This is a genomic window from Ideonella flava (assembly GCF_051857595.1).
Lineage (GTDB): Bacteria > Pseudomonadota > Gammaproteobacteria > Burkholderiales > Burkholderiaceae_C > Ideonella.
In genome coordinates, this window is sequence record NZ_JBPZHD010000001.1 from 410,220 (window position 1) to 432,807 (window position 22,588).

Annotated in this window: 16 protein-coding genes; 1 reads left to right on the forward strand and 15 read right to left on the reverse strand. The window is 69.6% G+C overall.

Features of this window, described 5'->3' with window-relative positions:
- The first annotated feature begins 15 nt into the window (after window positions 1-15).
- Window positions 16-345, forward strand: a complete 330-nt coding sequence (locus ACS5PM_RS01820) for a ComEA family DNA-binding protein (RefSeq protein WP_439384808.1) — start codon at window positions 16-18, stop codon at window positions 343-345.
- On the opposite strand, the gene ACS5PM_RS01825 is transcribed toward ACS5PM_RS01820, so the two are convergent.
- The 15 genes from ACS5PM_RS01825 to ACS5PM_RS01895 form a co-directional block, all read right to left on the reverse strand.
- Entirely contained in the window at window positions 306-1,637 is a 1,332-nt protein-coding gene (locus ACS5PM_RS01825; RefSeq protein ID WP_439384810.1) for a patatin-like phospholipase family protein, read from the reverse strand. The genes ACS5PM_RS01820 and ACS5PM_RS01825 overlap by 40 nt on opposite strands.
- A gap of 96 nt (window positions 1,638-1,733) precedes the next feature.
- On the reverse strand, window positions 1,734-2,210 hold the full coding sequence (locus ACS5PM_RS01830; protein ID WP_439384812.1) for a hypothetical protein: 477 nt from the start codon (window positions 2,208-2,210) through the stop codon (window positions 1,734-1,736).
- A 149-nt stretch (window positions 2,211-2,359) separates the two neighbouring features.
- On the reverse strand, window positions 2,360-5,905 hold the full coding sequence (dnaE, locus tag ACS5PM_RS01835; RefSeq protein WP_439384814.1) for a DNA polymerase III subunit alpha: 3,546 nt from the start codon (window positions 5,903-5,905) through the stop codon (window positions 2,360-2,362).
- Window positions 5,906-5,972: 67 nt separating this feature from the next.
- A complete protein-coding gene (locus ACS5PM_RS01840) occupies window positions 5,973-7,553 on the reverse strand; it encodes a Kelch repeat-containing protein (RefSeq protein ID WP_439384816.1) in 1,581 nt (526 codons plus the stop codon).
- Window positions 7,554-7,718: 165 nt separating this feature from the next.
- Window positions 7,719-10,517: a zinc-dependent metalloprotease gene (locus ACS5PM_RS01845; RefSeq protein WP_439384818.1), complete on the reverse strand. Its 2,799-nt coding sequence runs from the start codon at window positions 10,515-10,517 to the stop codon at window positions 7,719-7,721.
- 219 nt (window positions 10,518-10,736) lie between these two features.
- Entirely contained in the window at window positions 10,737-12,692 is a 1,956-nt protein-coding gene (locus ACS5PM_RS01850; protein ID WP_439384820.1) for a DUF6600 domain-containing protein, read from the reverse strand.
- A gap of 82 nt (window positions 12,693-12,774) precedes the next feature.
- The gene (def, locus tag ACS5PM_RS01855; RefSeq protein ID WP_439384821.1) at window positions 12,775-13,326 is read right to left on the reverse strand and encodes a peptide deformylase; all 552 of its coding nucleotides are present in this window, start codon (window positions 13,324-13,326) and stop codon (window positions 12,775-12,777) included.
- A gap of 76 nt (window positions 13,327-13,402) precedes the next feature.
- A complete protein-coding gene (ligA, locus tag ACS5PM_RS01860) occupies window positions 13,403-15,454 on the reverse strand; it encodes an NAD-dependent DNA ligase LigA (protein WP_439384823.1) in 2,052 nt (683 codons plus the stop codon).
- A gap of 26 nt (window positions 15,455-15,480) precedes the next feature.
- A complete protein-coding gene (locus ACS5PM_RS01865; RefSeq protein WP_439385599.1) occupies window positions 15,481-16,344 on the reverse strand; it encodes an amidohydrolase family protein in 864 nt (287 codons plus the stop codon).
- Window positions 16,345-16,349: 5 nt separating this feature from the next.
- The gene (gene paeA / locus ACS5PM_RS01870; protein ID WP_439384825.1) at window positions 16,350-17,672 is read right to left on the reverse strand and encodes a polyamine export protein PaeA; all 1,323 of its coding nucleotides are present in this window, start codon (window positions 17,670-17,672) and stop codon (window positions 16,350-16,352) included.
- 7 nt (window positions 17,673-17,679) lie between these two features.
- Window positions 17,680-18,435 carry a VWA domain-containing protein gene (locus ACS5PM_RS01875; RefSeq protein WP_439384827.1) on the reverse strand — a complete coding sequence of 252 codons (756 nt, stop codon included), beginning with the start codon at window positions 18,433-18,435 and terminating at the stop codon, window positions 17,680-17,682.
- 15 nt (window positions 18,436-18,450) lie between these two features.
- A complete protein-coding gene (locus tag ACS5PM_RS01880; RefSeq protein ID WP_439384829.1) occupies window positions 18,451-19,455 on the reverse strand; it encodes a hypothetical protein in 1,005 nt (334 codons plus the stop codon).
- A gap of 16 nt (window positions 19,456-19,471) precedes the next feature.
- A complete protein-coding gene (locus ACS5PM_RS01885; protein ID WP_439384831.1) occupies window positions 19,472-20,125 on the reverse strand; it encodes a TerD family protein in 654 nt (217 codons plus the stop codon).
- A gap of 54 nt (window positions 20,126-20,179) precedes the next feature.
- On the reverse strand, window positions 20,180-21,409 hold the full coding sequence (locus tag ACS5PM_RS01890; RefSeq protein WP_439384833.1) for a hypothetical protein: 1,230 nt from the start codon (window positions 21,407-21,409) through the stop codon (window positions 20,180-20,182).
- Window positions 21,410-21,487: 78 nt separating this feature from the next.
- Window positions 21,488-22,543, reverse strand: coding sequence for a cell division protein ZipA C-terminal FtsZ-binding domain-containing protein (locus ACS5PM_RS01895; protein WP_439384835.1), 1,056 nt, complete (start codon window positions 22,541-22,543; stop codon window positions 21,488-21,490).
- Window positions 22,544-22,588 lie beyond the last annotated feature (45 nt).

Genomic DNA, 22,588 nt, shown 5'->3' on the forward strand with positions numbered 1-22,588 from the left:
TGGCATCCTCGCGCGATGTCTTCGCGCCCTCGCTCCTTCCCATGGCCGGCCCAGTGGATAGCCGGCCTCTTCATCGCCCTGCCGGCCTGGGCCCTGCCGGGTGGCCTCGTCGATCTGAACCTGGCCAACCAGGCCGAGCTCGAGATGGTTAAGGGGGTCGGGCCTCAGCTGTCGGAGCGCATCCTGAAGGAGCGATCCGATGGACCTTTCGCCAGCTGGGAAGACTTCATCGCCCGGCTGAAAGGCGTCGGGCCCACCCATGCAGCGCGCCTGTCCGCCGCAGGCCTTCGGGTCGGGGGGCAGCCTTACGCGGGCAAGGCGCCCGGACGTGAACCGGCGAAGTAGTTCAGAACTTCCGGCTGGGCGGTGCTCGCCGATTCGGCGCGGGCAGGCTCGTCGCGTGAGCCTGCGCTTGCCGGATGGCGCGGCTGCCAACCGAAGAATTGCTCGACTTCCTCGCGCCTCGCCATGGTGTCGCTTTCGCCGAGGGCCATCAGTTCGCGCGTGTAGTCGGCTTCGAAAAGCAGGTAGCTCGCCAGAGCCGCGCCCCGCGCATCACTGCCCTGCCCGCTCACGCCCACACCCCGCAGCAGCGTGCGAATGGTCAGCGGCAACGCGTCGAGGTGTCTGGCTGCGATGTCGTCCAGGCGCTGGCTGGGCGCTATCAGCAAGACATCGATGGGCCGCAAGGCGCTGTGTTCTCGCACATCGGGCGGCAACAGCGCGAGCGTCCGGTTGACCCGCTGCAGGCGCTCGAAGTCGACCGCCAGGGCGTCGAGGAAGATGTTGGACAGCGCGTGGCCCGCGATCTGCGCCATCGTCGGATAGTCGGTGCTGACCTGGCGCTTGCCCGGGGGCTCGTGCATTCGGCCGGCGCCTATCACCAGGATGCGTTCCGCGCCGAGGTGGATGGCCGGCGAGATCGGCGCCGCCTGGCGCATCGACCCGTCGCCGAACCACTCCGCTTCGCCATCGATGGCGAGCTGCTTGGCGGGGAAGACGAAGGGAATGGCCGAAGACGCCAGCAGGTGCGGCAGGCCGATGTGGTCGCGAACCGCGCGGCGCTGGGAGCGAACCCAGCCGGGCACTTCATGGGCGGCGTTGTAGAAGGTGACGTGCTCGCCCGAGGTGTAGCTGGAGGCGCTGACGGCCAGGGCCTTCAGGTGACCTTCGCGGATCAGGTCGGGGATGCGTTCGAGCCGCACCATCCGTTCGAGCAGCCCCGACAGCGGCGTGTTGTCGAGCAGCGAGCGCGGCTTGAGCCGCCGCCAGCGGGCGATGATCCAGCCGATGGACATCATGGTCAGCCAGCGAGCGCCGGTTCGTATGACCCCCAGCGAGTCGGCCCGGTAGACCTGCTCCGCATGGAAGCCCTGCCAGATGGACACGAGCTTGTCGACGGCACGATCGAAGTCATCGGCGTCGCCGGCCAGTGCGGCCGCATTGATGGCCCCTGCCGAAGTGCCGGCAATCACGGGGAACGGATTGCCGGCCGACGCCTCGCACCCGCGCCTGATCGCCGCGAGGGCGTGCAGCACGCCGACCTGGTAGGCCGCGCGTGCGCCGCCGCCGGTCAGGATCAGGCCCGTGACCGGCTCGGGAAAGGGTGTCGAAGGGCTCGCCGGCTTGACCTGCATGGTGCGAGCCAGTCTAGGTCGCGGCCGGCAGGGCGAAAGCCCCAAATGCAGGGGAAGCGGGCGTCATTTGGGGACGCGCGCTGCCCCGGGACGGTCTCAGTCCTTGTCGTGCCCACGGCCTCGACCGTGGCCGTGACCCGGCCCGCCTTGAGGCTCGGCGACCATCACCGGGCCGCCCGGACGAGGCGGCGGGGCCACGTGGGCGTGGTACCAGGAATCCTTGACGAAATAGACCGGCACCCCGCACGCGTTGTAGCGGTAGCAGTGCTTGGACCAGTGCTTCTGATGGCCCGGCGGCACCCACAGGTACACGGGCTGCGGCTGGGCCACGACGACGCGCGGCCTCTGCACCCACACCGGCTGGGCCACCATCAGCTCGGGCGCAGGGAACCGGCCGATGTCGACCCGGCCATAGACGCCCGGCTGGCTGACGGAGATCGAGACGCCGACATCGGCGGCTCGGACGGCCGGGCTGACGAGCAAGCCCACGGTCGCAGTGGCGGCCAGGGCCAGGCTGCACAGCGTGGCACGAGCGAGGGTCATCGATCCGGGGTGGGCGTGGGTACGGCTCATCGTCATCGGTCTCGGAGGTCAGGGGGCCCCGGGGCCCGCTTTCGTCATGGATATCGAATTGAAACGCCGAACGACGGCGGCCGGTTGGCACAAATGCGCGGGGATCCGCCCTTCTTACCAGCCCTTACCGCCAACGCGGCCTCGCCAAATCAGGTGTAGACGATGCTTGCCCGGCCTTGGTCGGCGAGCTGTTTCCAGCGCGCCAGCGCCTGGTCGCTGGGCCAGATGCGGGCCGCAGCGCCCAGATCGAGCTCCGCACGTGCGCCCGGCCGCTTGAGCATCAGCCGCACCGCCAGGCCGAGCACCACCTCGCCACCGCCCGCCTCCGGATCCGCCTGCTGCACTCGTGCCGGAAAGCTCCTGACCAGCTCGGCCACCGGCGCCGGCCCGCCATTCAGCTCGACGGCCAGGTAGCGGCCGAAGCGCGCTCTCGCGCCGGCGAGGTCCCAGACCTGGGCGACGTTCAGCCTCAGGCCCCCGGAGAAGCGGTCGGGCTGGACCTTGCCCTGGACGATGATCAGCTCGTCCTCCCGCAGCAGCTCGCGGTGGGCGTCGAGCAGTTCCTCGTTGACCACCGCCTCGACCGGCTCGGTCGCATCGTCGAGCTTGAAGATGCCGACGCGGCCGCGCTGCCCGTTGATGACACGCAGTTCGGTGACGATGCCGGCCAGCAGCTGCGGCTCGCGCGAGTCGATGAGGTCGGCCAGGCGGCGCGAGGAGATGAGCCGCACCTCCGCTTCGTTCTCGTCGAACAGATGGCCGGAGAGGTAGAAGCCGATCGCCACCTTTTCCAGGGCCAGCCGCTCCCGCACGGTCCACGGCTCGGCAGGCTGCAGCGGCGGCTCGTGGGTGTGCGAGCCGTGCGCCGAGTCATCGCCGAAGTCGAACAGGCCGCCCTGCAGTGCATTGGCGGCCTGCGTCTCGGCCCATTCGAATGCCAGGCCCACGCTGGCCAGCGTGGCGGCGCGGTCGGCGTGCAGCGTGTCGAAGGCGCCCGCCTTGATGAGCGCCTCGACCACGCGCTTGTTGCACTTGCCCTTGTCGACACGGGCACAGAAGTTGAACAGGCTGGTGAAGGGGCCGTCGGCCTCGCGAGCGGCCACGATGGCCTCGATGGCGCCCTGTCCCGTTCCCTTGATGGCCCCCAGCCCGTAGCGAATCTTCCGGCGCCCTTCGGCTCCCGGCATGGGCTCGAAGCGGTAGACGCCCGAGTTGACGTTGGGCGGCTCGAACTCGATCTTGAAGTTCTTGGTCGCGTCGGCGAGCAGCACCTTCAGCTTGTCGGTGTCACCCAGTTCGATCGTCATGTTGGCCGCGAAGAACTCGGCCGTGTAGTGCACCTTGAGCCAGCCGGTGTGATAGGCCAGCAGCGAGTAGGCGGCAGCGTGCGACTTGTTGAAGCCGTAGCCCGCGAACTTCTCCATCAGGTCGAAGATCTCGTCGGCCTTTTCCTTCGGGATGTTGTTGCCCGCGGCCCCCTTGCGGAAGATCTCGCGGTGCTCGGCCATCTCCTCGGCCTTCTTCTTGCCCATCGCGCGGCGCAACAGGTCCGCGCCGCCGAGGCTGTAGCCGCCCAGCACCTGGGCGGTCTGCATGACCTGCTCCTGGTAGACCATGATCCCGTAGGTCTCGGACAGCACCTGCTCGACCAGCGGGTGCGGGTACTCGACCTGCTCGCGGCCATGCTTGCGCGCCACGAAGCTGGGGATGAGGTCCATCGGACCCGGCCGGTACAGCGCGTTCAGCGCGATCAGGTCCTCCAGTCGCGAAGGCTTCGCGTCTCGCAACATGCCCTGCATGCCACGGGATTCGAACTGGAACACGGCCTCGGTCAGGCCATCGGAGAAGAGCTTGTAGACCGCCTTGTCGTCGAGCGGAATCTTCTCGTACTCGAAGCCCTTTCGCTCCGGGTAGCGGGCGACGATGAAGTCCTTGGCGAGCTCGAGGATGGTGAGCGTGGCCAGGCCCAGGAAGTCGAACTTCACCAGCCCGATGGCCTCGACGTCGTCCTTGTCGTACTGGCTGACCGCCGAGTCGCTGCCGGGCTGCTGGTAGAGCGGGCAGAAGTCGGTGATCTTGCCCGGGGCGATCAGCACGCCGCCGGCATGCATGCCGATGTTGCGCACCATGCCCTCGACGCGCGCGGCCAACGAGAGCAGCTCCGCCACTTCCTCCTCCGCCGCCTCGCGCTGCTCGAGTTCGGGCGCCTCCTGGCGGGCGTAGATGACCCCCGGATCCGGCTTCTCGGGCACCTTGGCCAGCGTGACCGTCTTGCCGGGCGGCGCGGGGATCAGCTTGGCGATCGAGTCCACGTGGCCGAAGCCCATGCCGAGCACGCGCCCGATGTCGCGCAGCGCTGCCTTGGCGGCCATGGTGCCGAAGGTGGCGATCTGGCTCACCGCCTGGCGGCCGTACTTCTCCTTGACGTAGTCGATGACGCGGTCGCGGTTGCCCTGGCAGAAGTCGACGTCGAAGTCGGGCATCGACACGCGCTCCGGATTCAGGAAGCGCTCGAACAGCAGGTTGTACTGCAGTGGATCCAGGTCGGTAATCGACAGGGCGTAGGCCACCAGCGAGCCGGCGCCGGAGCCGCGGCCCGGGCCCACCGGGCAACCGTTGGCCTTGGCCCACTTGATGAAGTCCGACACGATGAGGAAGTAGCCCGGGAAGCCCATCTTCAGGATCGTGCCGATCTCGAATTCCAGCCGCTCGACATAACGGGCCCGTTGCGCGTCACGCTTGGCGACGTCCGGATAGAGCAGCTGCAGTCGCTTCTCCAGGCCTTCGAACGACTCCTGGCGGAAGAAGGCGTCGATCGGCATCGGCGTGCCGTCGGCCTGGATGGGCGTCGGGAAATCGGGCAGGCGAGGCTTGCCGAGCACCAGCGTGAGGTTGCAGCGCTGCGCGATGGCCACGGTGTTGGCCACGGCCGAAGGGATGTCGGCGAACAGGGCCTCCATCTGGGCCTGTGTCTTGAAGTACTGCTCACGGCCGAATCGCTTGACCCGGCGCGGATTGGCCAGCGTCTCGCCTTCCGCGACGCAGACGCGCGCCTCGTGGGCCTCGAAATCCTCGGGCCCCAGGAACTGCACCGGATGCGTCGCCACGACCGGCAAGCCGAGTTCGGCTGCCAGCGGAACGGTGGCCCGCACCAGCGCCTCGTGCTGCGCCGGGCCGGCGCGTTGCAGCTCCAGGTAGAAGCGCCCGGGGAACAGCGATGACAGGCGCTGCGCCGCCTGCCGCGCGCGCGCCTTGTCGCCGGACAGCAGGGCCGTGCCCACGGCGCCGTGTTCACCACCGGACAGCACGATCAGGCCCTCGCCCAATTCGCCCAGCCATTCCCACGTGACCCACGCCTGCGCGCGCTGCACGTTGCGCGTCCACGCGCGCGCCAGCAACTCGGAAAGGTTGAGGTAGCCCTGGCGACTTTGCACCAGCACCAGCAGCCGGCTGGCGGCCTTGTCGCCACCGGCCGGGTCGATGGGCTCCAGCCACAGGTCGGCGCCGAGGATGGGCTTGACGCCCTTGCTGCGGCAGGCCTTGTAGAACTTGATCCCGCCGAAGAGGTTGGCCAGATCGGTGATGGCGAGCGCGACCTGGCCGTCGGCGGCCGCCGCGGCGGCCACGTCATCGACGCGCAGGGTGCCGTCGACGACGGAGTACTCGGTGTGGGTGCGCAGGTGGACGAAGGACATGCGGCATTTTACGAACCGCCCTTCGCCCACCCGGCCTGCCGCGCCCCTGCGGGCGCGGAGACGCTGCCTACTGCGCGCAGGCCTCGATCGCGATGTCGGCCGGCGCTCCCGTGCCGTCCACCTGGTCGGCGGTCAGCGTGACGCAGACCTTGTCCGACTGAATCCCGGCCGCGCTCACGATGAGCTGGTGGGTGCCGGCCGGCGTGCCCTTCTTGAGCGTCAGCTTGGTGCTGGTGGGCTTCTTGACCTGGACGTTGGTGGACTTCCAGTCGAAGGTCCGGGCATAGCGCACCCGGCCGCCCGACGTCAGGCTCACGATCGGATAGTTCTCGTCGCACTCGGCGTCGTCGCCATAGCCCGCGCCGGACGAGACACCGTTCAGGCGGATGCCCGTGAGGGTGAACTCGCCGTTGCCGTCGTAGTGCAGGGCCTGCGGCACCGGGCGAGCCCTCTTGGGCGCCTTGCCGTCCGGGGTGTAGATCCAGACGTCCGAGGTGCCGTAGGTGAAGATCAGCTGTCCCGTCGGCAGCATCAGCATGCGGGTCACGTAGGCCGGATCGGTGATCGTCACGGGGAAGTCGGGGCTGATCGCCTTCATCTTGCCCAGGGCGGGGTCGTAGTCGAACAGCTGCGTCGGCCCCTGGAACAGGCCTTTGGTCGGGCCCGCATCGGCGGACACGATGATGTGGCCGTTGGGCAGCTCCGCGGCGGGCGCGTCGTCGGAGCCGAACAGCACCTTGTTGCCGTTCAGCGTGCCCATGATGTCCGGCCCCGGCACCCAGGTGTTCGACCCGATCTGGTAGGTCGCGGTGTGGCCGGTTGCGCCGATGTAGAAAACTTCGCCGCGCTTGTCCTCGCTGCGCATGGCCAGGGCGGCCCCCAGCTCGAAGCCCATCGCCTGGCTGCTGAGCTGCGGGATGCTGCCCTGTGACGTGCCGTCGCTCGGGCTGCGGCCCGACCAGGCGTTGGTCTTCGGGTCATACACCTCGCCGTAGGCGCCGCCGGTGGAGATGCTCAGGAAAAGGTCGTAGGTGAGGACCTTGCCGTCCGGCAGCTTGACCCAGGTCTCCTCGTCGCTGCGGTCGTTGTAGAACTTCTGGCCCGCGGTCGACCAGGTCATGGTCTTCAGGTCGAAGATGTACGAGTTGCGGGTCGACAGGGACCCGGCGAGGATCTTGTCGTGGTTCAGCATCATCGAGGGCACGTCACCGTAACGTGCTTCCGGGTGGTTCGGGATCGGCGCCCACTTGTCCTTGAGGGTGTCATACATCTCGCCCGTGTTCGTCCAGTTCGCATCGAGATTGGGACCGCTGTATTCGCCGCCCAGCACCCAGAGATTGCCGTCACGAGTGACATGGCTGGCGAAGTAGATCCGGTTGGTGCCCATCGGCGTCACCGCTGACCACGTGCCATCCACATAGCTGCCGTCAGAAGCCGGCGTCAGCTTCAGCCAGATGTTGCCGGGGTTGTCGTAGGAGTGGGCGAGCACCGTGCCGTCGGTCAACAGGAGCATCGTCTCGGCGCTGTTCGGCGGAAGGTTCGTCAGTCGTGTCCAGGTTGCTGCCTGTGCCGCCGGTATCAGCGCAAGCGCTGCGGCGGCGGCTAGCAGGCGGCGAGTGGTCTTGGGGGCCAGGAAAGCTTGGAACATGCGTGGACTCCATCGCCCACCGGCGGGCGGGCTTGTTGAGTGGGAGGCCGCCCACGCGACACACGAAAAGAAGGCCCGCGCGGACAACCGGGCGGGCCAGTATCGGCGGGTGAGGCGGCTTTGCGTCGCCCCATCCCTAGACTGCAGTTCGGCTAGTCAGCCACGCTAGACATTGCTGCGTTGCAGCGCAGCGTTGAGTGCGGCACGCAGTGAATCGGCGCTGTCCATGACGTGGGCCCGCGCCTCCGGCGACAAGTCCGTGCGACGGCTGGCGGCCTGCAACCGGTCGAGCAGCTGGCGCGCTTCGACTCGCAGCAGGCCGCGCGCATCGGCGCGGCTGCCGGACGACGGACGCAGCAGAAGATTGGCCAGACGCGAGAGATGCTCGCGCTGCAAGTCCCGTCGGGCCGACGGGATGTCCCCCTTGCCTCCCAGCTCCGACCAGATGTCGCGCGTGAGCCGGCCGTAGAGGTCCGACAGCCCGAAGGCCTCGCGCGGCGAGTCGGCCTTGGCCTGCGCATCGAGCAGCCGCGCGGCCAGCGTCTCGCTCATCAGCTGGTTGAGCAAGGCACGCTGCAGGTCCAGCATGATCGAGTCGAGCGAGAAGTCGGTCGGCACGGGCTCCGTGCCGCCGAACCGCTCCAGGTAGTCCGGCGCCAGCTTGCGCGCGAGAGCGGGCGAGATGCGAAAGCTGCCCGCCGCCAGGAAGTTCTGCGCCAGCGTGTCCAGGGCCTCGCGTTGCACGGCGGCCGGGACCGGAACGAGAGGATCGCGGCCCGATCCGGGGAAGTCGCGCAAGGTGCGCAGTCCACCGATCTGACGCGCCAGCACACCGGCGGCCCGGGTGGCATCGCGCAAGGCATAGCCCAGCGCGCGACGCAGCACGGCGTAGTCCTCGGTCGGCTTGAGGGCCCGCGTCTCCTGGCGCTGGAACAGATCGTGCGCGATGGCGATGCGCTTCTTGGCGAACACGAGCGGGTCGTCGCCGAGGTCGAAGACCAGCGACTCCGGATCGAGGCCGAGCAGGTTGTCCTCGTCGGTGCCGAAGGCCAGCACGGGATCGGGCGAACGTGCGGCGATCGCCTTCAGTTCGGCCTCCTGCTCCTTCTCCGGCAGGCCGGCCGGCAAGGGCTTGTACGCGTACTCGATGGCCCAGTAGTCGTAGGGGCCCAGCGTGGTCTGGAATGGCGCCGGGGTAGGCGCGCCAGGCATGCCCAGGTTCACCGGCGCGTACTCCATCACCGAGCCCGCGAGGCTGTGGGTGCGGGTGAACTCGGGGTCCGAAAGCTGCTTGTCGTTGTAGATGCGCGAGGAGCGGAAGTTGTGCCGCAGGCCCAGCGTGTGGCCCACCTCGTGCATGGTCACGTCGAACAGATAGGCCTGCACGAAGGCATCGGCCTCGGGACTGTCGGGATCGATGTCACCACGGGACTCCAGCACGTCGAGCGCGTAGCCGAGCTGCTCGTTGGCCAGCTCGCCGAACTGGCAACGCAGCGCATCCTCGCCGTGCTGCGCCAGGTCGGCCAGTTGGGCCTGGCCATCGGACTGAAGGAGCGAGGCAGCGTCGGCCATCGGCCGGCCCGAAAGAACCTGCGCCCGCACGGCGCGGCGGTCGCGCGAGGACAGGCTCTCGATGCCGATGTCCGCGTCCAGGATCTCGCCGGTGCGCGGGTCGATGTGGCTCGGGCCGATCGCGCCGAAGGCCGGATCGGCGTTGGTCATCCAGCGGATCGAGGCGACGCGCAAGTCCAGCGTGTCGAACTTGGCATCGTCGGGCTGCTGCTTGACCACCAGGGCATTCTTGAAGCCGATGCGCTCGAACGCGGGGGTCCATGCGAGCACGCCGCGGGTGATGGTGTCGCGGTACTTCAGCGGAACGTCGCGATCGATCCAGAAGGTGATGGGGTGAACCGGCTCGGACAGCGGTGCCGCCGGATCCTTCTTCTCGAGCCGCCAGCGGCGCACGTAGTGGCGGTTCGGCGTGCGGGCCGCGTCATTGCCGAAATCGCTGACCGTGGTCGTGAAGTAGCCGACGCGCGCGTCGGCGCGGCGCGGCGTCATGGGCTGCGCGGGCAGTGCCGCCAGCGAGTAGTGCAGGCCCAGGAACATGCTGCGAGGGTCGGGCAGCGTGTTGGGCAGGATGGGGGCCGGGACATTCGGCGGTGCTCCCGGCGTCGCGGACGACAGGCTGCCGGTGGCGAAGTGCAGGTTCAGCTCCAGCGTGACGACGTCGGGCTCGCTTCGCACGGCGGTGAATGCCGAGTTGCGAGCGTCGAAGTTGTAGTTCTGCCGATAAGTGCGCTGCAGGTTGATGGAAAGGCCCAGCAGGTCCGACACGAAGAGGTTGTTCGCCTCGATCAGGATCGCCTTGGACTCGGGGTTCGGCTGGCTCGCGACCGGCGTGCCCCCAAGCAGGCTGTCGGAGAACGCACTGGCCACCGAGCGCGCCTCGGGCGAGCCTGCCGCAGCCAGATAGCGCTCGTTGCGAGCCACCAGCAGCACCTGGTTGTGCTGGCGCCGGAACTCGACGATCTGCGGCCGGCCCCAGGGCTGGAAACCCAGCATGCTGCCGCCGAAGATCGCCTGCTCGCCGATGCCATGAGACAACTTCGGCGACAGGAACATCGGCTTGTTGAAGTCCTCGGGCCTGAGCTCGATCCAGACCTTCTCGTCCTTCTGCCACACCGGCAGCAGGCCGTCGGTGCGCCGGGCATCCTTGATGACCGTGGCGAAGGCCGCAGGCGCGCCGGGGGCCGGCGGGGCGGCAGGGGCGCTGGCCGTGCCGGGCCTCGATGGACCGGCGGCGCTGGCCGCTCCACTGGCCGCCGACGCCGGCGACTCGGCCGCCACCGGCGCACCCGTGGCGGCGGCCGGAACGCCGGCAGGGGCCCCGCCCGGCGCACCGGCGGGCACTGTTGCACAGGCCACCAGGCCGAGCAGCACGCTGCCCGATGAGAAAGACATCAGCCCGGCGCGGGCTCGGGAGGAAGCGAGGGGCATGGAGCGGAAGGACGATGGACGAAAGAGCGTCGCGGCCCCCCCCGGGGGCCGCGACGGGGGATCGTGCAACGATTGTGCCGCCGGGGCGGCACCGCCTTGCCCGGGCAAGCCCGATGCCCAAGGCGGTCGTCGTGCCCTTCGACACGGCCCGGCGCAAAGAGTTCGCGCCGGGGGGATCAACGCTCAGCGGTTGTCGCGGTCGCGATGATCCCGCTTGTCCTGGCGTTCCTCGCGCTCACGCTGGCGCTCGGCGCGGTCTTCGCGCTGCACCTCGCGGGGGGCGGCACGCGGTTGGGGTTGCGGCTGCGCCTGGGGCTGCGAAGGCATGGGCTGCATGGCCTGCTGCTGATGCTGGCGGGGCTGCGGCAACTCGCGCGCGTCACGCTCGCGCTGGGCTTCCCGCTGCGCGGGGAACCCCGGCACGTCCGCCTCGCGCCGCGGCTGCGGGACCGCCTGGGCCGGCTGTCCGGGCTGGCGGAAGCCGTTGTCGGACGGGCCGCCAGACAGCGGCGGGCGCGCCACGCGCGGGCGTCCGGCATCGCCTTGCGGCGCAGGGCTGGGTTGCACCGGTGCCGGGCTCACGCCCCGGCCGGGGCGCTCGTCGTGCCCGGCGGGCGAAGGGGTGCGAGCGGCAGGCGTCTCCGGCTGCCTCACCTGTCCTCCGAAGCCGCCGCGGGGATCGCCGGCGTTGGACTGCTGCAGGCGACCGCCACGTGAATCGTCAGAGTCATTGGCGGTGCGCGCCGCACCTCCGCGCCCCGGCGGCGCAATACGCGGCTGCGCTGCAGGGTTGACCGGCACCGCGGCGCGCGGCGCGAAGGAGGCATTGGACGGCGCCGGCGGTGCCACCGCCACCACGCCACCGCGCTCGCGGTTGATGGCGCGGATCACGTCGGGATCGGCCGGACGGGCCGCAGCGGCCACCGCCTGGCGACGGGTCAGCACGTCGGACGAGACCACCGTGACGCCGCCGTTGAAGCGGGTGTTGGCGTACATCACCGGCCGGCTCGGCGCCGGTTGCACGACGGTGACATGGGTGACGTTGACCTGCTTGATGTAGACCGGCGACACGCGGTAGGCCGGGTAGTACGCCTCGCGGGGCGCCAGCGGCACCCAGCCGACCGGCTGGCCGACCGACACCGACACGCTCAGGTGCGGGCCACCGACCCAGGCCACCATCGCCGGCGCGTAGACCGGGCGGCGGACGTAGGTGCCGGGCGCCCAGCACCAGCGGTTGCCCCAGTAGAACCAGCGGCCATAGTGGAAGGGTGCGAAGCCCCAGGGCGAGTCGTCGACCCAGGTGTAGCCCCAGGGCCGGACCCAGGCCCAGTGGCCGTAGCGGTACGGTGCCCAGCCCGCGACCACGGTGGTCGGGTACCAGACGGCGCCGTACTCGGGGTGGGTGGACCATTGGCCGTTGCGGTCCAGGTCCTCCGCACCGGTCATCTCGGGCGAGACCGGGGCACGCGAGCTGTACTGCTGTTCGCGCGAATCGTCGCGCCGGACCCATTGCTCGAAGTCGTCGCTCACCGGGCTGGCCCAGCTGTAGTGGGTCCGGCCGTCGTTGTTCTCGAACCAGAATTCGGCACGCTGGCCGGGCCGCAGGGTGAGCTGGCTGTCACGCGATTCGAAATCGAGCTCGCCCTGGGTGCTGGCGCCGAAGCTGCCACGGTCGGTGCGGTCGATGCGGAACAGGCCGGCGCCGCGCGGCTGGAAGCGGCCATCGGGCGTGGTCAGCTGGACCTCGCGAGCGACCTCGGGCTCGCGCACCCGCAGCGAGGCCGTACCGCCGTGCAGCGTCAGCTCGATTCGGTCGTCGTCCAGGCGGTTGATCTCGAGATCGCTGGATTCGTCCAGCCGGACGGTGGTGGAGCCGATCTGCAGTTCCAGCCGGCCGTCGCGGTCGGTGGCGACGCGGTCGGCCGTGGTGACCGGGCGGTTGATCGTGGCCGTCTGCCATTCGCCCTGGCCCTCCTCGAGGAACCAGACCTGGCCGCGCATCTCGGCCAGGCGCCCGACGCGGCCGGGCGGGTCATCGGCCGCCTGGGCGGACAGCGCTGAGAGTCCCAGCCCGGTGGCCAGGACGGCCGCCGCCAGGGAGCGGGCGGCCATCGCCCACCGGTATTTCAGGATGTTCATAGTCTTTGCCTCCAGACTTCCAGCCCCACAACGCAACAAGGCGTTCGCCGGCTGACCAGCCGATGTTGCTACCAGTAACGGATCAGTCCTCGCCCGCGTCTTCCAGCTCGGGAAACAGGACGCTGGTGTAGCCCAGGCGCGTCAGGTCGCGCATGCGGGTGGGATAGAGCCTGCCGACGAGGTGGTCGCATTCATGCTGGACCACCCGGGCGTGGAAGCCCTCGGCCTCGCGCTCGATCGGACGGCCGGCCACATCGACCCCGGTGTAGCGGATGCGGCTGAACCGCGGCACGACGCCGCGCAGGCCCGGCACCGAAAGGCAGCCCTCCCAGCCTTCCTCCTCGGCAAATTGGCCGTCGGCCTCGGGCAGCGGGGTGATGACCGGGTTCAGCAGCACCGTGCGCGGCACGGCCGGCGCCTCCGGGTAGCGCTCGCTGCGCTCGAAGCCGAAGATCACCAGCTGCAGGTCGACGCCGATCTGCGGCGCGGCCAGGCCGGCGCCGCGCGCCGCTTCCATCGTGTCGAACATGTCCTGCACCAGCGCGTGCAGCTCCGGGGTGCCGAAGGCCGTCACCGGCGGCGCGACGCGCAGCAGCCGCGGGTCGCCCATCTTCAGAATGTCTCGCACCGCCATCGTCGCATCGTCCTCACGGGATCGGCCAAAGGCCGGCATTATCCGGCCGCGTGGACGACCCCTTGTCCGGCGTGACTCAGCCTTCCAGCAGCGCGCGCAGGCCGTCCTCGTCAAGCACCGCCACGCCCAGTTCCCGGGCTTTGTCGAGCTTGCTGCCAGCCTCTTCGCCCGCCACCACGTAGTTCGTCTTCCTGGACACCGAGCCGCTGACCTTGCCGCCAGCCGCCTCGATCAGCTCCTTGGCCTCGTCGCGGCTGAGCGTCGGGAGCGTGCCGGTCAGCACCAGCGTCTTGCCCAGCAACGGGCGCGGCGCATCGCTGGCCGTGCCCGCGACGTCGGGCCAGTTCACGCCCGCGGCACGCAGCTGATCGACCACCTCGCGGTGGTGCGGCTGGTCGAAGAAGTCGCGGATGCTCTCGGCGACGATGGGGCCGACGTCCGGCACTTCGAGCAGTTCCTCCAGCCGCGCATCCATCAGGCGGTCGATGGAGCCGAAATGGCGCGCAAGATCCTTGGCCGTCGTCTCCCCGACCTGGCGGATGCCGAGGCTGTAGAGAAATCGCGCCAGCGTCGTCGACTTGCTCTTCTCGATGCCGTCGAGCAGGTTCTGCGCGCTCTTGCCACCCATGCGCTCCAGTGCCGCGAGGTTGGCGAAGCCGAGCTTGTAGAGATCCGGCACGGTCTTGACGATCCCGCCGTCCACGAGCTGGTCGACCAGCTTGTCGCCCAGGCCCTCGATGTCCATCGCCCGCCGGCCGGCGAAGTGCAGCAGCGCCTGCTTGCGTTGCGCCGGGCAGGTGATGCCGCCAGTGCAGCGCCAGTCGGCCTCACCCTCCGGGCGTTCGATCGGGCTGCCGCAGACGGGGCACTTGCCGGACAGGCGCTTGTACAGATCGAAGGGCTCGCCGGCATCCGCGGGGCGCTTGTCGGCAACGACACCGACGACCTCGGGGATCACGTCGCCCGCGCGCCGGACGATGACGGTATCGCCGATGCGCACGTCCTTGCGTCGGGTCTCGTCCTCGTTGTGCAGCGTGGCGTTGCTCACCGTCGTGCCGCCGACGAAGACCGGCTCCAGCTTGGCCACCGGCGTGAGCTTGCCGGTGCGGCCGACCTGGATGTCTATGCCCAGCACGCGGGTCATCTGCTCCTGCGCCGGGTACTTGTGCGCCACGGCCCAGCGCGGCTCGCGGCTGACGAAGCCCAGCTTCTCCTGCAGGGCCCTGTCGTTGACCTTGTAGACCACGCCATCGATGTCGAACGGCAGCTCGTCGCGCTTGGCGGCGATGGCCTGGTGGAAGGCGACCAGGCCGGCGGCGCCCTTCACCACGGCCCGATCGGCGTTCACCGGCAGGCCGAAGGCGGCGATCGCATCCAGCATCGCGCTGTGCGTCGGCGGCCGATCCCACCCTTGCGTGTCGCCCAGGCCGTAGGCGTAGAAGCTGAGCTTCTTGTCGGCCAGCGACCGGTTGTCCAGCTGCCGCACCGCGCCGGCCGCGGTATTGCGCGGGTTGATGAAAGTCTTGCCGCCCTTTTCGCGCTGTCGCTCGTTCAGGCGCTCGAAATCGTCGCGGCGCATGTAGACCTCGCCGCGCACCTCCAGCACCGGAGGCGCGTGCTTTCCCTTCAGGCGCAGCGGGATCTGGCCGATGGTCCGGATGTTGTGGGTCACGTCCTCGCCGGTCTCGCCATCGCCGCGCGTGGCGGCCTGCGTCAGCACGCCCCCCTCGTAGCGCAGGTTGATGGCCAGGCCGTCGAACTTCAACTCGGCGGCGTACTCGATCGGCGGGTCGCTCTCGGTCAAGCCCAGCTCGCGGCGCACGCGGGCATCGAAGGCCTCCGCGCCCCCCGCGGTCGTATCGGTCTCGGTCCGGATGCTGAGCATCGGCACGGTGTGCTTCACCGGCACCAGCCCCGGCAGGACCTGGCCGATGACCCGCTGCGTCGGCGAGTCGGGCGTCAGCAGCTCGGGATGTTCAGCCTCGATGGCTTGCAGTTCCTGGAACAGCTTGTCGTACTCGGCATCCGGGATCTCCGGCGTGTCCAGCACGTAGTAGGCGTGGGCGTGGTGGTGCAGTTGCTCGCGCAGCTCGGCGGCGCGCGCAGCGGGCGTCTTCTTGTCGGGCATGGCGGCGAGTGTACGAAGCGCCGGACCTAGGGCGCGGCCACGGCAAACAGGCTGGCGGCGTTGCCCCAGGCGATGCGCTGGGCCGTCACGGCCTCCAGGTCTCCCAGCCACTTGCGCGCGTCAGCCATCAGGCTCTCGTACGCCTCCCACCGTTGGTTGACCCAGGTGTCCGAGCCGATCATGAAGCGATCGGGAAACTCGGTGAACAAGGCCTTCCACTCGGGCGACAAGCGGCCCGAGCCATCGGTCAGTCCCGGGCGGTAGGACAGCTCGCCCATCAGGGTCGGGTGAGCCTTCAGCAGCTCCCTCACGCGCGCGACGGGCACACCATCGATGCCGGTATGGGCCCAGATGAGCTTCGCCTTCGGCGCATGGGCAAAGAGCAGTTCTATCGCCGTGTCGTCCACATGCGCCAGCACGGCCAACCCACGCTGCTCCGCCAGCCGCATCAGGTTCTTCGCGACCGGGCCATTGGCGTTGGCGCTGTCGTAGAGATGGAATTCGCCCAGGCCGCGGTAAGGGCCCGCCGCCGTGCCGGCCGCGAGCTCGGTCTGCACCATCGTCTCGATGCTCGGATCGCGGAACCAGTTGTCGTAGTCGGCGCGGTGGCGATACAGGCGCACGAAGGGCACCACCGTCACGCCGGCCGCCTGGGTCGCGGGACTGGCGGCCAGGGCCTTGGTGCCGTCGTTGGGCCGGCTGTTGGCCACGATGGCACGCACGCCGGCGCGCTGCATCCTCGCCAGCACGTCGGCCAGCGGATGCGGGCCTTCGGCGGCCTCGACGTTGTAGTGCAAATGGGTGTCGAACAGCGGACCGGTGTACGGCGCCGGCTCGGCGGCCATGGCGGACCACCCGAAGACCAGCCAAAGCCAGCCCATGGCCACCATCGACTTCATGGCCCCAGCCCCACGCCCGGCAGCCCCGCGGGGTCGACCCTCGTCACCATCACCTGGTCCACCCGGTAGCGGTCCACGTCCATCACCTCGAAGCGCCAGCCCTCCCACACCACGCTGTCGGTGCGCTTGGGGATGCGACGCAGCATCACCATGAGGAAGCCGGCGAGGGTGTCGTATTGGCCGGGCTGCGGCCAGTCCTCGATGCCGAGGGCGCGCTGCAGGTCGGGCACCGGCGTGCTGCCGTCGGCGAGGAAGCTGCCGTCGTCGCGGCGAACGATCTGCTCCTCGTCGGGCGAGGCGACCATCGCGCCCATCACGGTGCTCATCACGTCGTTCAGCGTGATCACGCCCACGACCAGGCTGTATTCGTTGACGATGACGGCGAAGTCCTCGTGCGCGCTGCGGAACTGACTCAGCATTTCCGCCAGCGTCAGCCGGTCCGGCACGATCAGCACCTTCTTGACCAGGCCGGAATCGGCGCAGGCGCGAAGCGACAGCGGCTGGCCGAGCAGCACTCGCTGGAACAGGTCCGTGGCATCCACGTAGCCCAGCACTTCGTCTATGCCTTCGCCGCAGACGAGGTAGGTGGAGTGCGGTTCGTCGGCCACGCGGTTGCGCAACAGGGTCTCGTCGTCGTCCATCGAGAGGTAGACGATGCGCTCGCGGCTGGTCATGGCCGACTCGACCGTGCGGGTCTCCAGCTCGAAGACGTTCATGATCACCTGCTGCTCTTCGCTGGCCACGGCGCCGCCGGCGGCGCCCGCCGCGGTGAGGGCCAGGATGTCGTGGTGAGTCACGCGGTCGTCGCGCTCCTGCGGCAGGCCCAGCAGCCGCGACAACGCGCCCGACGCGCCGTTGAAGAGCCACACCAGCGGCTTCAGCAGCGTGGTGAGCAAGCTCATCGGGCCGACCGTGCGCATGGCCAGCTGCTCGGGGTCGTTCATGCCCAGCCGGCGCGGCACCAGGTCGGCCAGCACGATGAACAGCGAGGTGATGATGAGGAAGGACAGCGCGAAGCCCAGCGTCTGCGCCCGCTCCTCGGGCAGGGCATAGGCCAGCAGCCCGGCGAAGTACGGCGTCAAGGCGCCCTCGCCCACGATGCCGCCGAGGATGGCCACCATGTTCAGGCCGATCTGCACCACGGTGAAGTAGTGGCCGGGCGCCTGCTGCACCGCCATCACCCGCCGCGCCCTGCCGTCACCCTCGTCGGCCAGGCGTTGCAGCTTGAGCCGGCGCGCGGCGGCGATCGAGATCTCCGCGACCGAGAAGAAGGCCGCCGCCGCAATCAGCAGGGCGATGAGCAGCAGCTGCATGGCCATGGGCGGATCAGCGCTTGAGCCAGGCCACCAGTTCGTCGGTCAGCAGCAGCTCGTTGAGCTCCTCGTCGGCCAGGCCTACGAAACGCCGGATGTCGGGGATGGCCACGAAGCCGGTGTTCGTGAACTCGTCGCCCACTGATTCGAGGAAGGGGAAGCGGCTGTCCTGGTTGGACACGCCCAGGAACAGCACGTAGACCTCGTCCTGCCGCGCCTGCGACGCCCGCAGCACCTGGCGCGTGCGGTCCTTGTCGTTGTTGTCGCCGTCGGTGACCACCGTGACGAGCGAGCGCCGGCGTTGACCCGGCACCGCCGCCCCGCCCTGCTCGGGCTTCATGCCGAACAGGCGGCCCAGCAGGCCGACCGGCTTGGCGGTCGACTCGATCCAGCCGTACAGCCGCAGGAAATCCTCTATGCCCCAGCTGTAGTCGGTGCCGCCGTTCCAGCCCGGCACGCGGCCGATGATCTGGCGCTGGACGAAGTCCGTGTAGTTGCCGGCGGTGACGCTGCCGACCCGGTGCACATGGCGCTCGCCGTGGCTGAAGGTGGTCACGTCGAGCTTGCCGTCCGGGTCGAAGGTCAGGCCCCAGGGGATGAGGCGGGTCAGCAGGCGGTTGGTGGTGCCGTCCTGGTGCTCGTCCTCGAAGGAGCCGCTGACGTCGAGCAGCACGCCCATGTCCATCACCGGCGGCTGGGTGACGCCGGCCTTGTGCAGGCAAAGCTGGAGAGCGGCCTTTGACTTTTCGAGGTTGAGCTGAAGGGCCATTCGCGGCTTCTCCGGTCAGGTGCGGTGCGGTTTGAGGGTGAGCATCAGCGACTGCAGCGGGTCGAGCAGGCTGTAGCGCTGGGTGTCGTTGAGCTGGTCGGCCGGCATGGTGGCCGCCAGCGAGAGCCAGGCCGGCAAGGCATGCAGCACCGCATCGCGCAGGCGCTGGGCCATCTGGGCGTAGGCGGTATCGAGCTGCTGCAGCTGGATCGCGTGCTGCTGCAGCAAGGCGGTGGACTTCAGCAGCTCGGCCTCGCGGTGGTCGAGCGCTGCCAGGCGGCGGTCGTCGTGGAAGTGTCCCCGCAGCTCGGCCAGCGCGATGAGCACACCCTGCAGCGCATCGGCCGTCTGCCGCAGCTCGCCCTGCATGGCGGTGAGGCGATCACGATGGTCGGACAGCAGGGATTCACCGTGCTGCAGCTGGTCGCGCAGGCCATCCAGCTCGGGCCGCGTCTCGGCCAGGGCCTGGCGCAGGCTGCGGCGGCGCCACGGCAAGGCGCCCGGCTCTATGGCCTCGGCCAGCTCCTGCAGCAGCTCGAGAAGGCGCTCGACGTGGCGGCCCGTCGCCCGCATCGGCTCCTGGTCGACCAGGCGCAGCACGCGGTCGACCAGCCGCGCCACGCCGTCCTGTGCCGGCCGCCCCATCGACTCGACGGACTTGGCGGCGAAGGTGTCGGGCACCACGCCCGCCAGCAGCGTCATCGCCTGCTCCAGGGCGTCATCGGTCGATTGCGGATGGCGCTCGCGCAGGGCCGCCGCTTCCACCGACAGGCCGCGCCGCTCGGTGCCGCGGACCTTGGTGATGATCACGGGCGTGGCCGCGGCTGGCGCAGCGGCCGGCGCAGACCCACCGAGCCCGCTCGGCAGTGCAGTAGCCCGCGGCGGGGGCGGCGGTTCCGCCGCGGCGGGCGCCGCCGGCGCGGGCGAAATCACCGTCGGGCGGGGCGCCGGCGCCCCCTCGGGAGCCGGCGCCGGCGCGGGCGGCCCGTTGCTGCCGATGACGGTCGGGCGCAGGCTCACGGCACTCGGGCGATGGTCAGGAGAAGTGGCCCAGCACGGTGTTGAAGTCGCCGTTGAAGCCCACGCCGACGGAGGCGAAGCTGGCCTTGCCGCCGGCCTCGATCAGGATCGACCCCATCTGCACACCGACGAACTCGCCGAACTGGTCGGACAGCGTGGCGCTCATCAGCTCGCGGCCGCTGGAGTTGATCACCGTGACGCGGGCGTTCTTGACGTCGGCGAAGCGGCGCGCCCCCGAGGCGGCGTGGATCATCGCCACCAGCGGGATCTCGAGGTGGCCTTGCGACGGCGTCGAGAGCTTGGCCGGGTCGATGCGGATCCACTCGTCGTCGCCCTCGGCCAGGCCGTCCTGCGCATCGGGGCTGTGGACCAGCGCGCCGCCGTGGATCTCGAAGCTGCCGTCGGACTTCTTGTCGAGCACGCCCACCTCCTGCCCGCCGATCCGGCGGCGCACGTTGTAGGTCGACAGGATGTCCTCGAAGGCTCCCGCCTTGGCGCCCGCGCCGGTGTTGATGCCGACGATGGCGTGCAGGTCGAGGTCGGTCTTGCTGCCGCCGGACTTCTCGTCCCACGAGAGCTTGATGGTGAAGACCTCGTTCTTGTTCAGGTTCAGCTGCAGCTTGGATGCCTGTTCGCCGGGCTTGGTGAGGTTCAGGACGAGACTGGTCATGGGGCCTCGAAAAAGGTGGACGTTGTGGATGCGGTTGGTTCGGGCTGAAGCCCGTCAGCGGTTGAGCGGCAGGTCGGGCCGGATGGCGGCACCCAGCTCGGCCAGCTCGCGCCGGGCCTGGGCGCTGATCTCGCGCGCGGCCTGGAACTTCTTCTGGTTGTCCTCGGCGGCGCGGTCGACGATGGCCACCAGCTCGCGCGTGTCGGCCACGATCTTCTTCAGGCCCTCGGCCTGCGCCAGGCGGTTTTCGCCGGGGGCGTTGGCGGCCTTGCCGACCACGTCCTTCATCAGCGCCGAGCGAACAGCGAGCAGGTTGGCATCGAGCGCCGCGCCCTGCTCGGCCAGGCGCTGCACGCCCTGGGTGACGAGCGTGCCGTGGATCGTCAGCAGCGTCATCTTGATGCTGGCGAAGCGGCTGGAGGCGGTGGTCATCGTCTCCTGCAGGGTCGCGATACCCGCGTTCTCCAGCATGCGGACGGTGAGCTGGTCGGCCGGCAGCCGGGTCAGCGTGCCCTCCAGCGCGAGGGTACGGCTTTCCAGCGCCTGCAGCTTCTCGTTCAGCGCGCGCAGCTCGGTCGCATCGCCGCCTTGCGCGGCCACCTGCTGCACCTCGCGGCGCGATTGCTCGAGCCAGGCCGCCATGAAGGCGACCACCACGCCGAACTGGCGGAAGTGCTCGCGATAACTCTCCTTCAGTTGCTCCTGCGTGCGCAGCTCGCCTTCGAGGCGGCGCTGCTCGTCGGCCAGCTCGGTCTCCATGGACTTGAGCACGTCGTTCAGCGTCTTGGTCTTGCCGGCGGCGCGCAGGCGGATCTCTTCGAAGGCGCGTTGCATGGCCTTGGCCAGCGCCTTCTTGCTGAACATGCCCGCCACGCGTTCCATGAAGGTCGGCTTGGCATTGAGGATCTCGTCGGCCAGGGCCGGCAGGCGCTGGTCGTCCACGGCCTCGCCCAGGCGCGAGACGAGCGTGAAGATCTTCGGCTGCTCGCCCTTCTCGATCTTGTCGAGAAAGCCGCCGAGCGTGCGGTGCAGCGCCACCTCGGCCTCGCTGCCTAGCTTGGCGATGTCCAGCAGCGACGTGCCCGCCAGGCTGCGGCCCGACAGCTCCGCCTTCACCGTCTCCACCTGCTCGGGCGTCAGCCGCAGCGGGAAGTCCGCCGGCAAGGCCAGCTCGCCCGAGGCGGGCGCCGCCTCCGGCAGGACGACCGCGGGCGGCGGCGTGAACAGACTCGTAGCCCTCGCTTCCGCGGGCAGTCGATCACCCTTGGATTCACCATCAACCATCAGCCAGCTCCCTCTTGTCTCCATCCCACGATGGACGCTTGCCGGAGGCCACTTCGCCACCGGCCGGCCGATTGTGGATCAGCTGAACAGCCGCCGGGCCGCCGGGCTGCCGGCGGCCAGGTCACGCGTCTCGAGCGCGCGGTACAGCCGGTCCAGCTCTTGCCCGATGGCGGCGAAGGCGTGCAGCGTGATGGGCTGGCCCTGGTCGTCGACCAGGGTGGCGTCCAGGTCCTCGGCGAGCTTGCGGGCGAGGTGCTGCCAGGCCGCGAAAGGCTCGGCGCTTTCCAGCGTCTGCGGCACGTCCAGGCTGAGCGTGAGCTCGCGCAGCGCGGCATGGCCCGGGTCCTCGGCCAGCGCGGCCTGCGGGTCGAAGGCCAGCACCAGCAAGGGGGGCGCGGCCTCCTCGGCGGCCGGCAGCACCAGCCGACCGGGCACCGAGCCCGGCACGAAGCCGTGGCGCGTGGCCGCCTGCTGCACATACCCGACCGACCAGGCGATGGAGTTGGCCTGCAGCACTGCCGTCAGCTGCGCATCGTGCTGGCTGGCGAAGGCATCGAGCTCGCGCGCACGGGCGACGGCGTCCAGCATGTCGGGGAAGTCGGCCATCGCGCTCAGGCCCTCGGCGAAGGCTTCGATCTTCTGCGCGAACTCGGAGTATTCGATCTCGTTGACGGCGCCGTGCCGGTTGGCCATCTGCAGGCCGGCCTGGAACTGGCCGTAGCGCTGGCCGGGCCGTGGCAGCTCCCAGTCGCTGGTCTCGGCGTTCAGGCCCTCGATGTGGAAGGGCTTGGTGCCGGCGCGGCGGCTACCGGGCAGGTGCTGCAACGCGAGGTCGCCGGTCACCGGCGACTCGGGCGTGATGGTGGCGATCGCGTCGATGAGCGCGTCGACCCTGGCCTGCCGCCGGGGGATCACGACGGGCAAGGGCCGCGGCTCCTCGTCCCGCTCTTGCGCCGGATCCTCTTCGGCGGCGGCGGCATCACCCATCGTCGGTTCCGTCCGCAAGACCGGCTCGACGGGCACAGGCGGCTGCGCCAGCCGAGGCTGCTCGCGCCGCGCCGACCAGGCGCTGTGCACCACCACGCCCAGCAGAACCAGCCCCGCGAGGATCGCCAACGCCACCGTCAACGTCATGTGGCCCCCTTGGCGCGAAGCGCCGTCCCCCCGAGGGGGAATTCG

What these genes read in the sequence shown, in the direction of transcription:
- ACS5PM_RS01885 (WP_439384831.1), bottom strand. Translation starts at nt 20,125, where the DNA reads ATGACCAGTCTCGTCCTGAACCTCACCAAGCCCGGCGAACAGGCATCC.
- ACS5PM_RS01875 (WP_439384827.1), bottom strand. Translation starts at nt 18,435, where the DNA reads ATGGCCCTTCAGCTCAACCTCGAAAAGTCAAAGGCCGCTCTCCAGCTT.
- ACS5PM_RS01850 (WP_439384820.1), bottom strand. Translation starts at nt 12,692, where the DNA reads ATGAACATCCTGAAATACCGGTGGGCGATGGCCGCCCGCTCCCTGGCG.
- ACS5PM_RS01895 (WP_439384835.1), bottom strand. Translation starts at nt 22,543, where the DNA reads ATGACGTTGACGGTGGCGTTGGCGATCCTCGCGGGGCTGGTTCTGCTG.
- ACS5PM_RS01830 (WP_439384812.1), bottom strand. Translation starts at nt 2,210, where the DNA reads ATGAGCCGTACCCACGCCCACCCCGGATCGATGACCCTCGCTCGTGCC.
- ligA (WP_439384823.1), bottom strand. Translation starts at nt 15,454, where the DNA reads ATGCCCGACAAGAAGACGCCCGCTGCGCGCGCCGCCGAGCTGCGCGAG.
- ACS5PM_RS01840 (WP_439384816.1), bottom strand. Translation starts at nt 7,553, where the DNA reads ATGTTCCAAGCTTTCCTGGCCCCCAAGACCACTCGCCGCCTGCTAGCC.
- def (WP_439384821.1), bottom strand. Translation starts at nt 13,326, where the DNA reads ATGGCGGTGCGAGACATTCTGAAGATGGGCGACCCGCGGCTGCTGCGC.
- ACS5PM_RS01825 (WP_439384810.1), bottom strand. Translation starts at nt 1,637, where the DNA reads ATGCAGGTCAAGCCGGCGAGCCCTTCGACACCCTTTCCCGAGCCGGTC.
- ACS5PM_RS01845 (WP_439384818.1), bottom strand. Translation starts at nt 10,517, where the DNA reads ATGTCTTTCTCATCGGGCAGCGTGCTGCTCGGCCTGGTGGCCTGTGCA.
- ACS5PM_RS01890 (WP_439384833.1), bottom strand. Translation starts at nt 21,409, where the DNA reads ATGGTTGATGGTGAATCCAAGGGTGATCGACTGCCCGCGGAAGCGAGG.
- paeA (WP_439384825.1), bottom strand. Translation starts at nt 17,672, where the DNA reads ATGGCCATGCAGCTGCTGCTCATCGCCCTGCTGATTGCGGCGGCGGCC.
- ACS5PM_RS01865 (WP_439385599.1), bottom strand. Translation starts at nt 16,344, where the DNA reads ATGGTGGCCATGGGCTGGCTTTGGCTGGTCTTCGGGTGGTCCGCCATG.
- ACS5PM_RS01820 (WP_439384808.1), top strand. Translation starts at nt 16, where the DNA reads ATGTCTTCGCGCCCTCGCTCCTTCCCATGGCCGGCCCAGTGGATAGCC.
- dnaE (WP_439384814.1), bottom strand. Translation starts at nt 5,905, where the DNA reads ATGTCCTTCGTCCACCTGCGCACCCACACCGAGTACTCCGTCGTCGAC.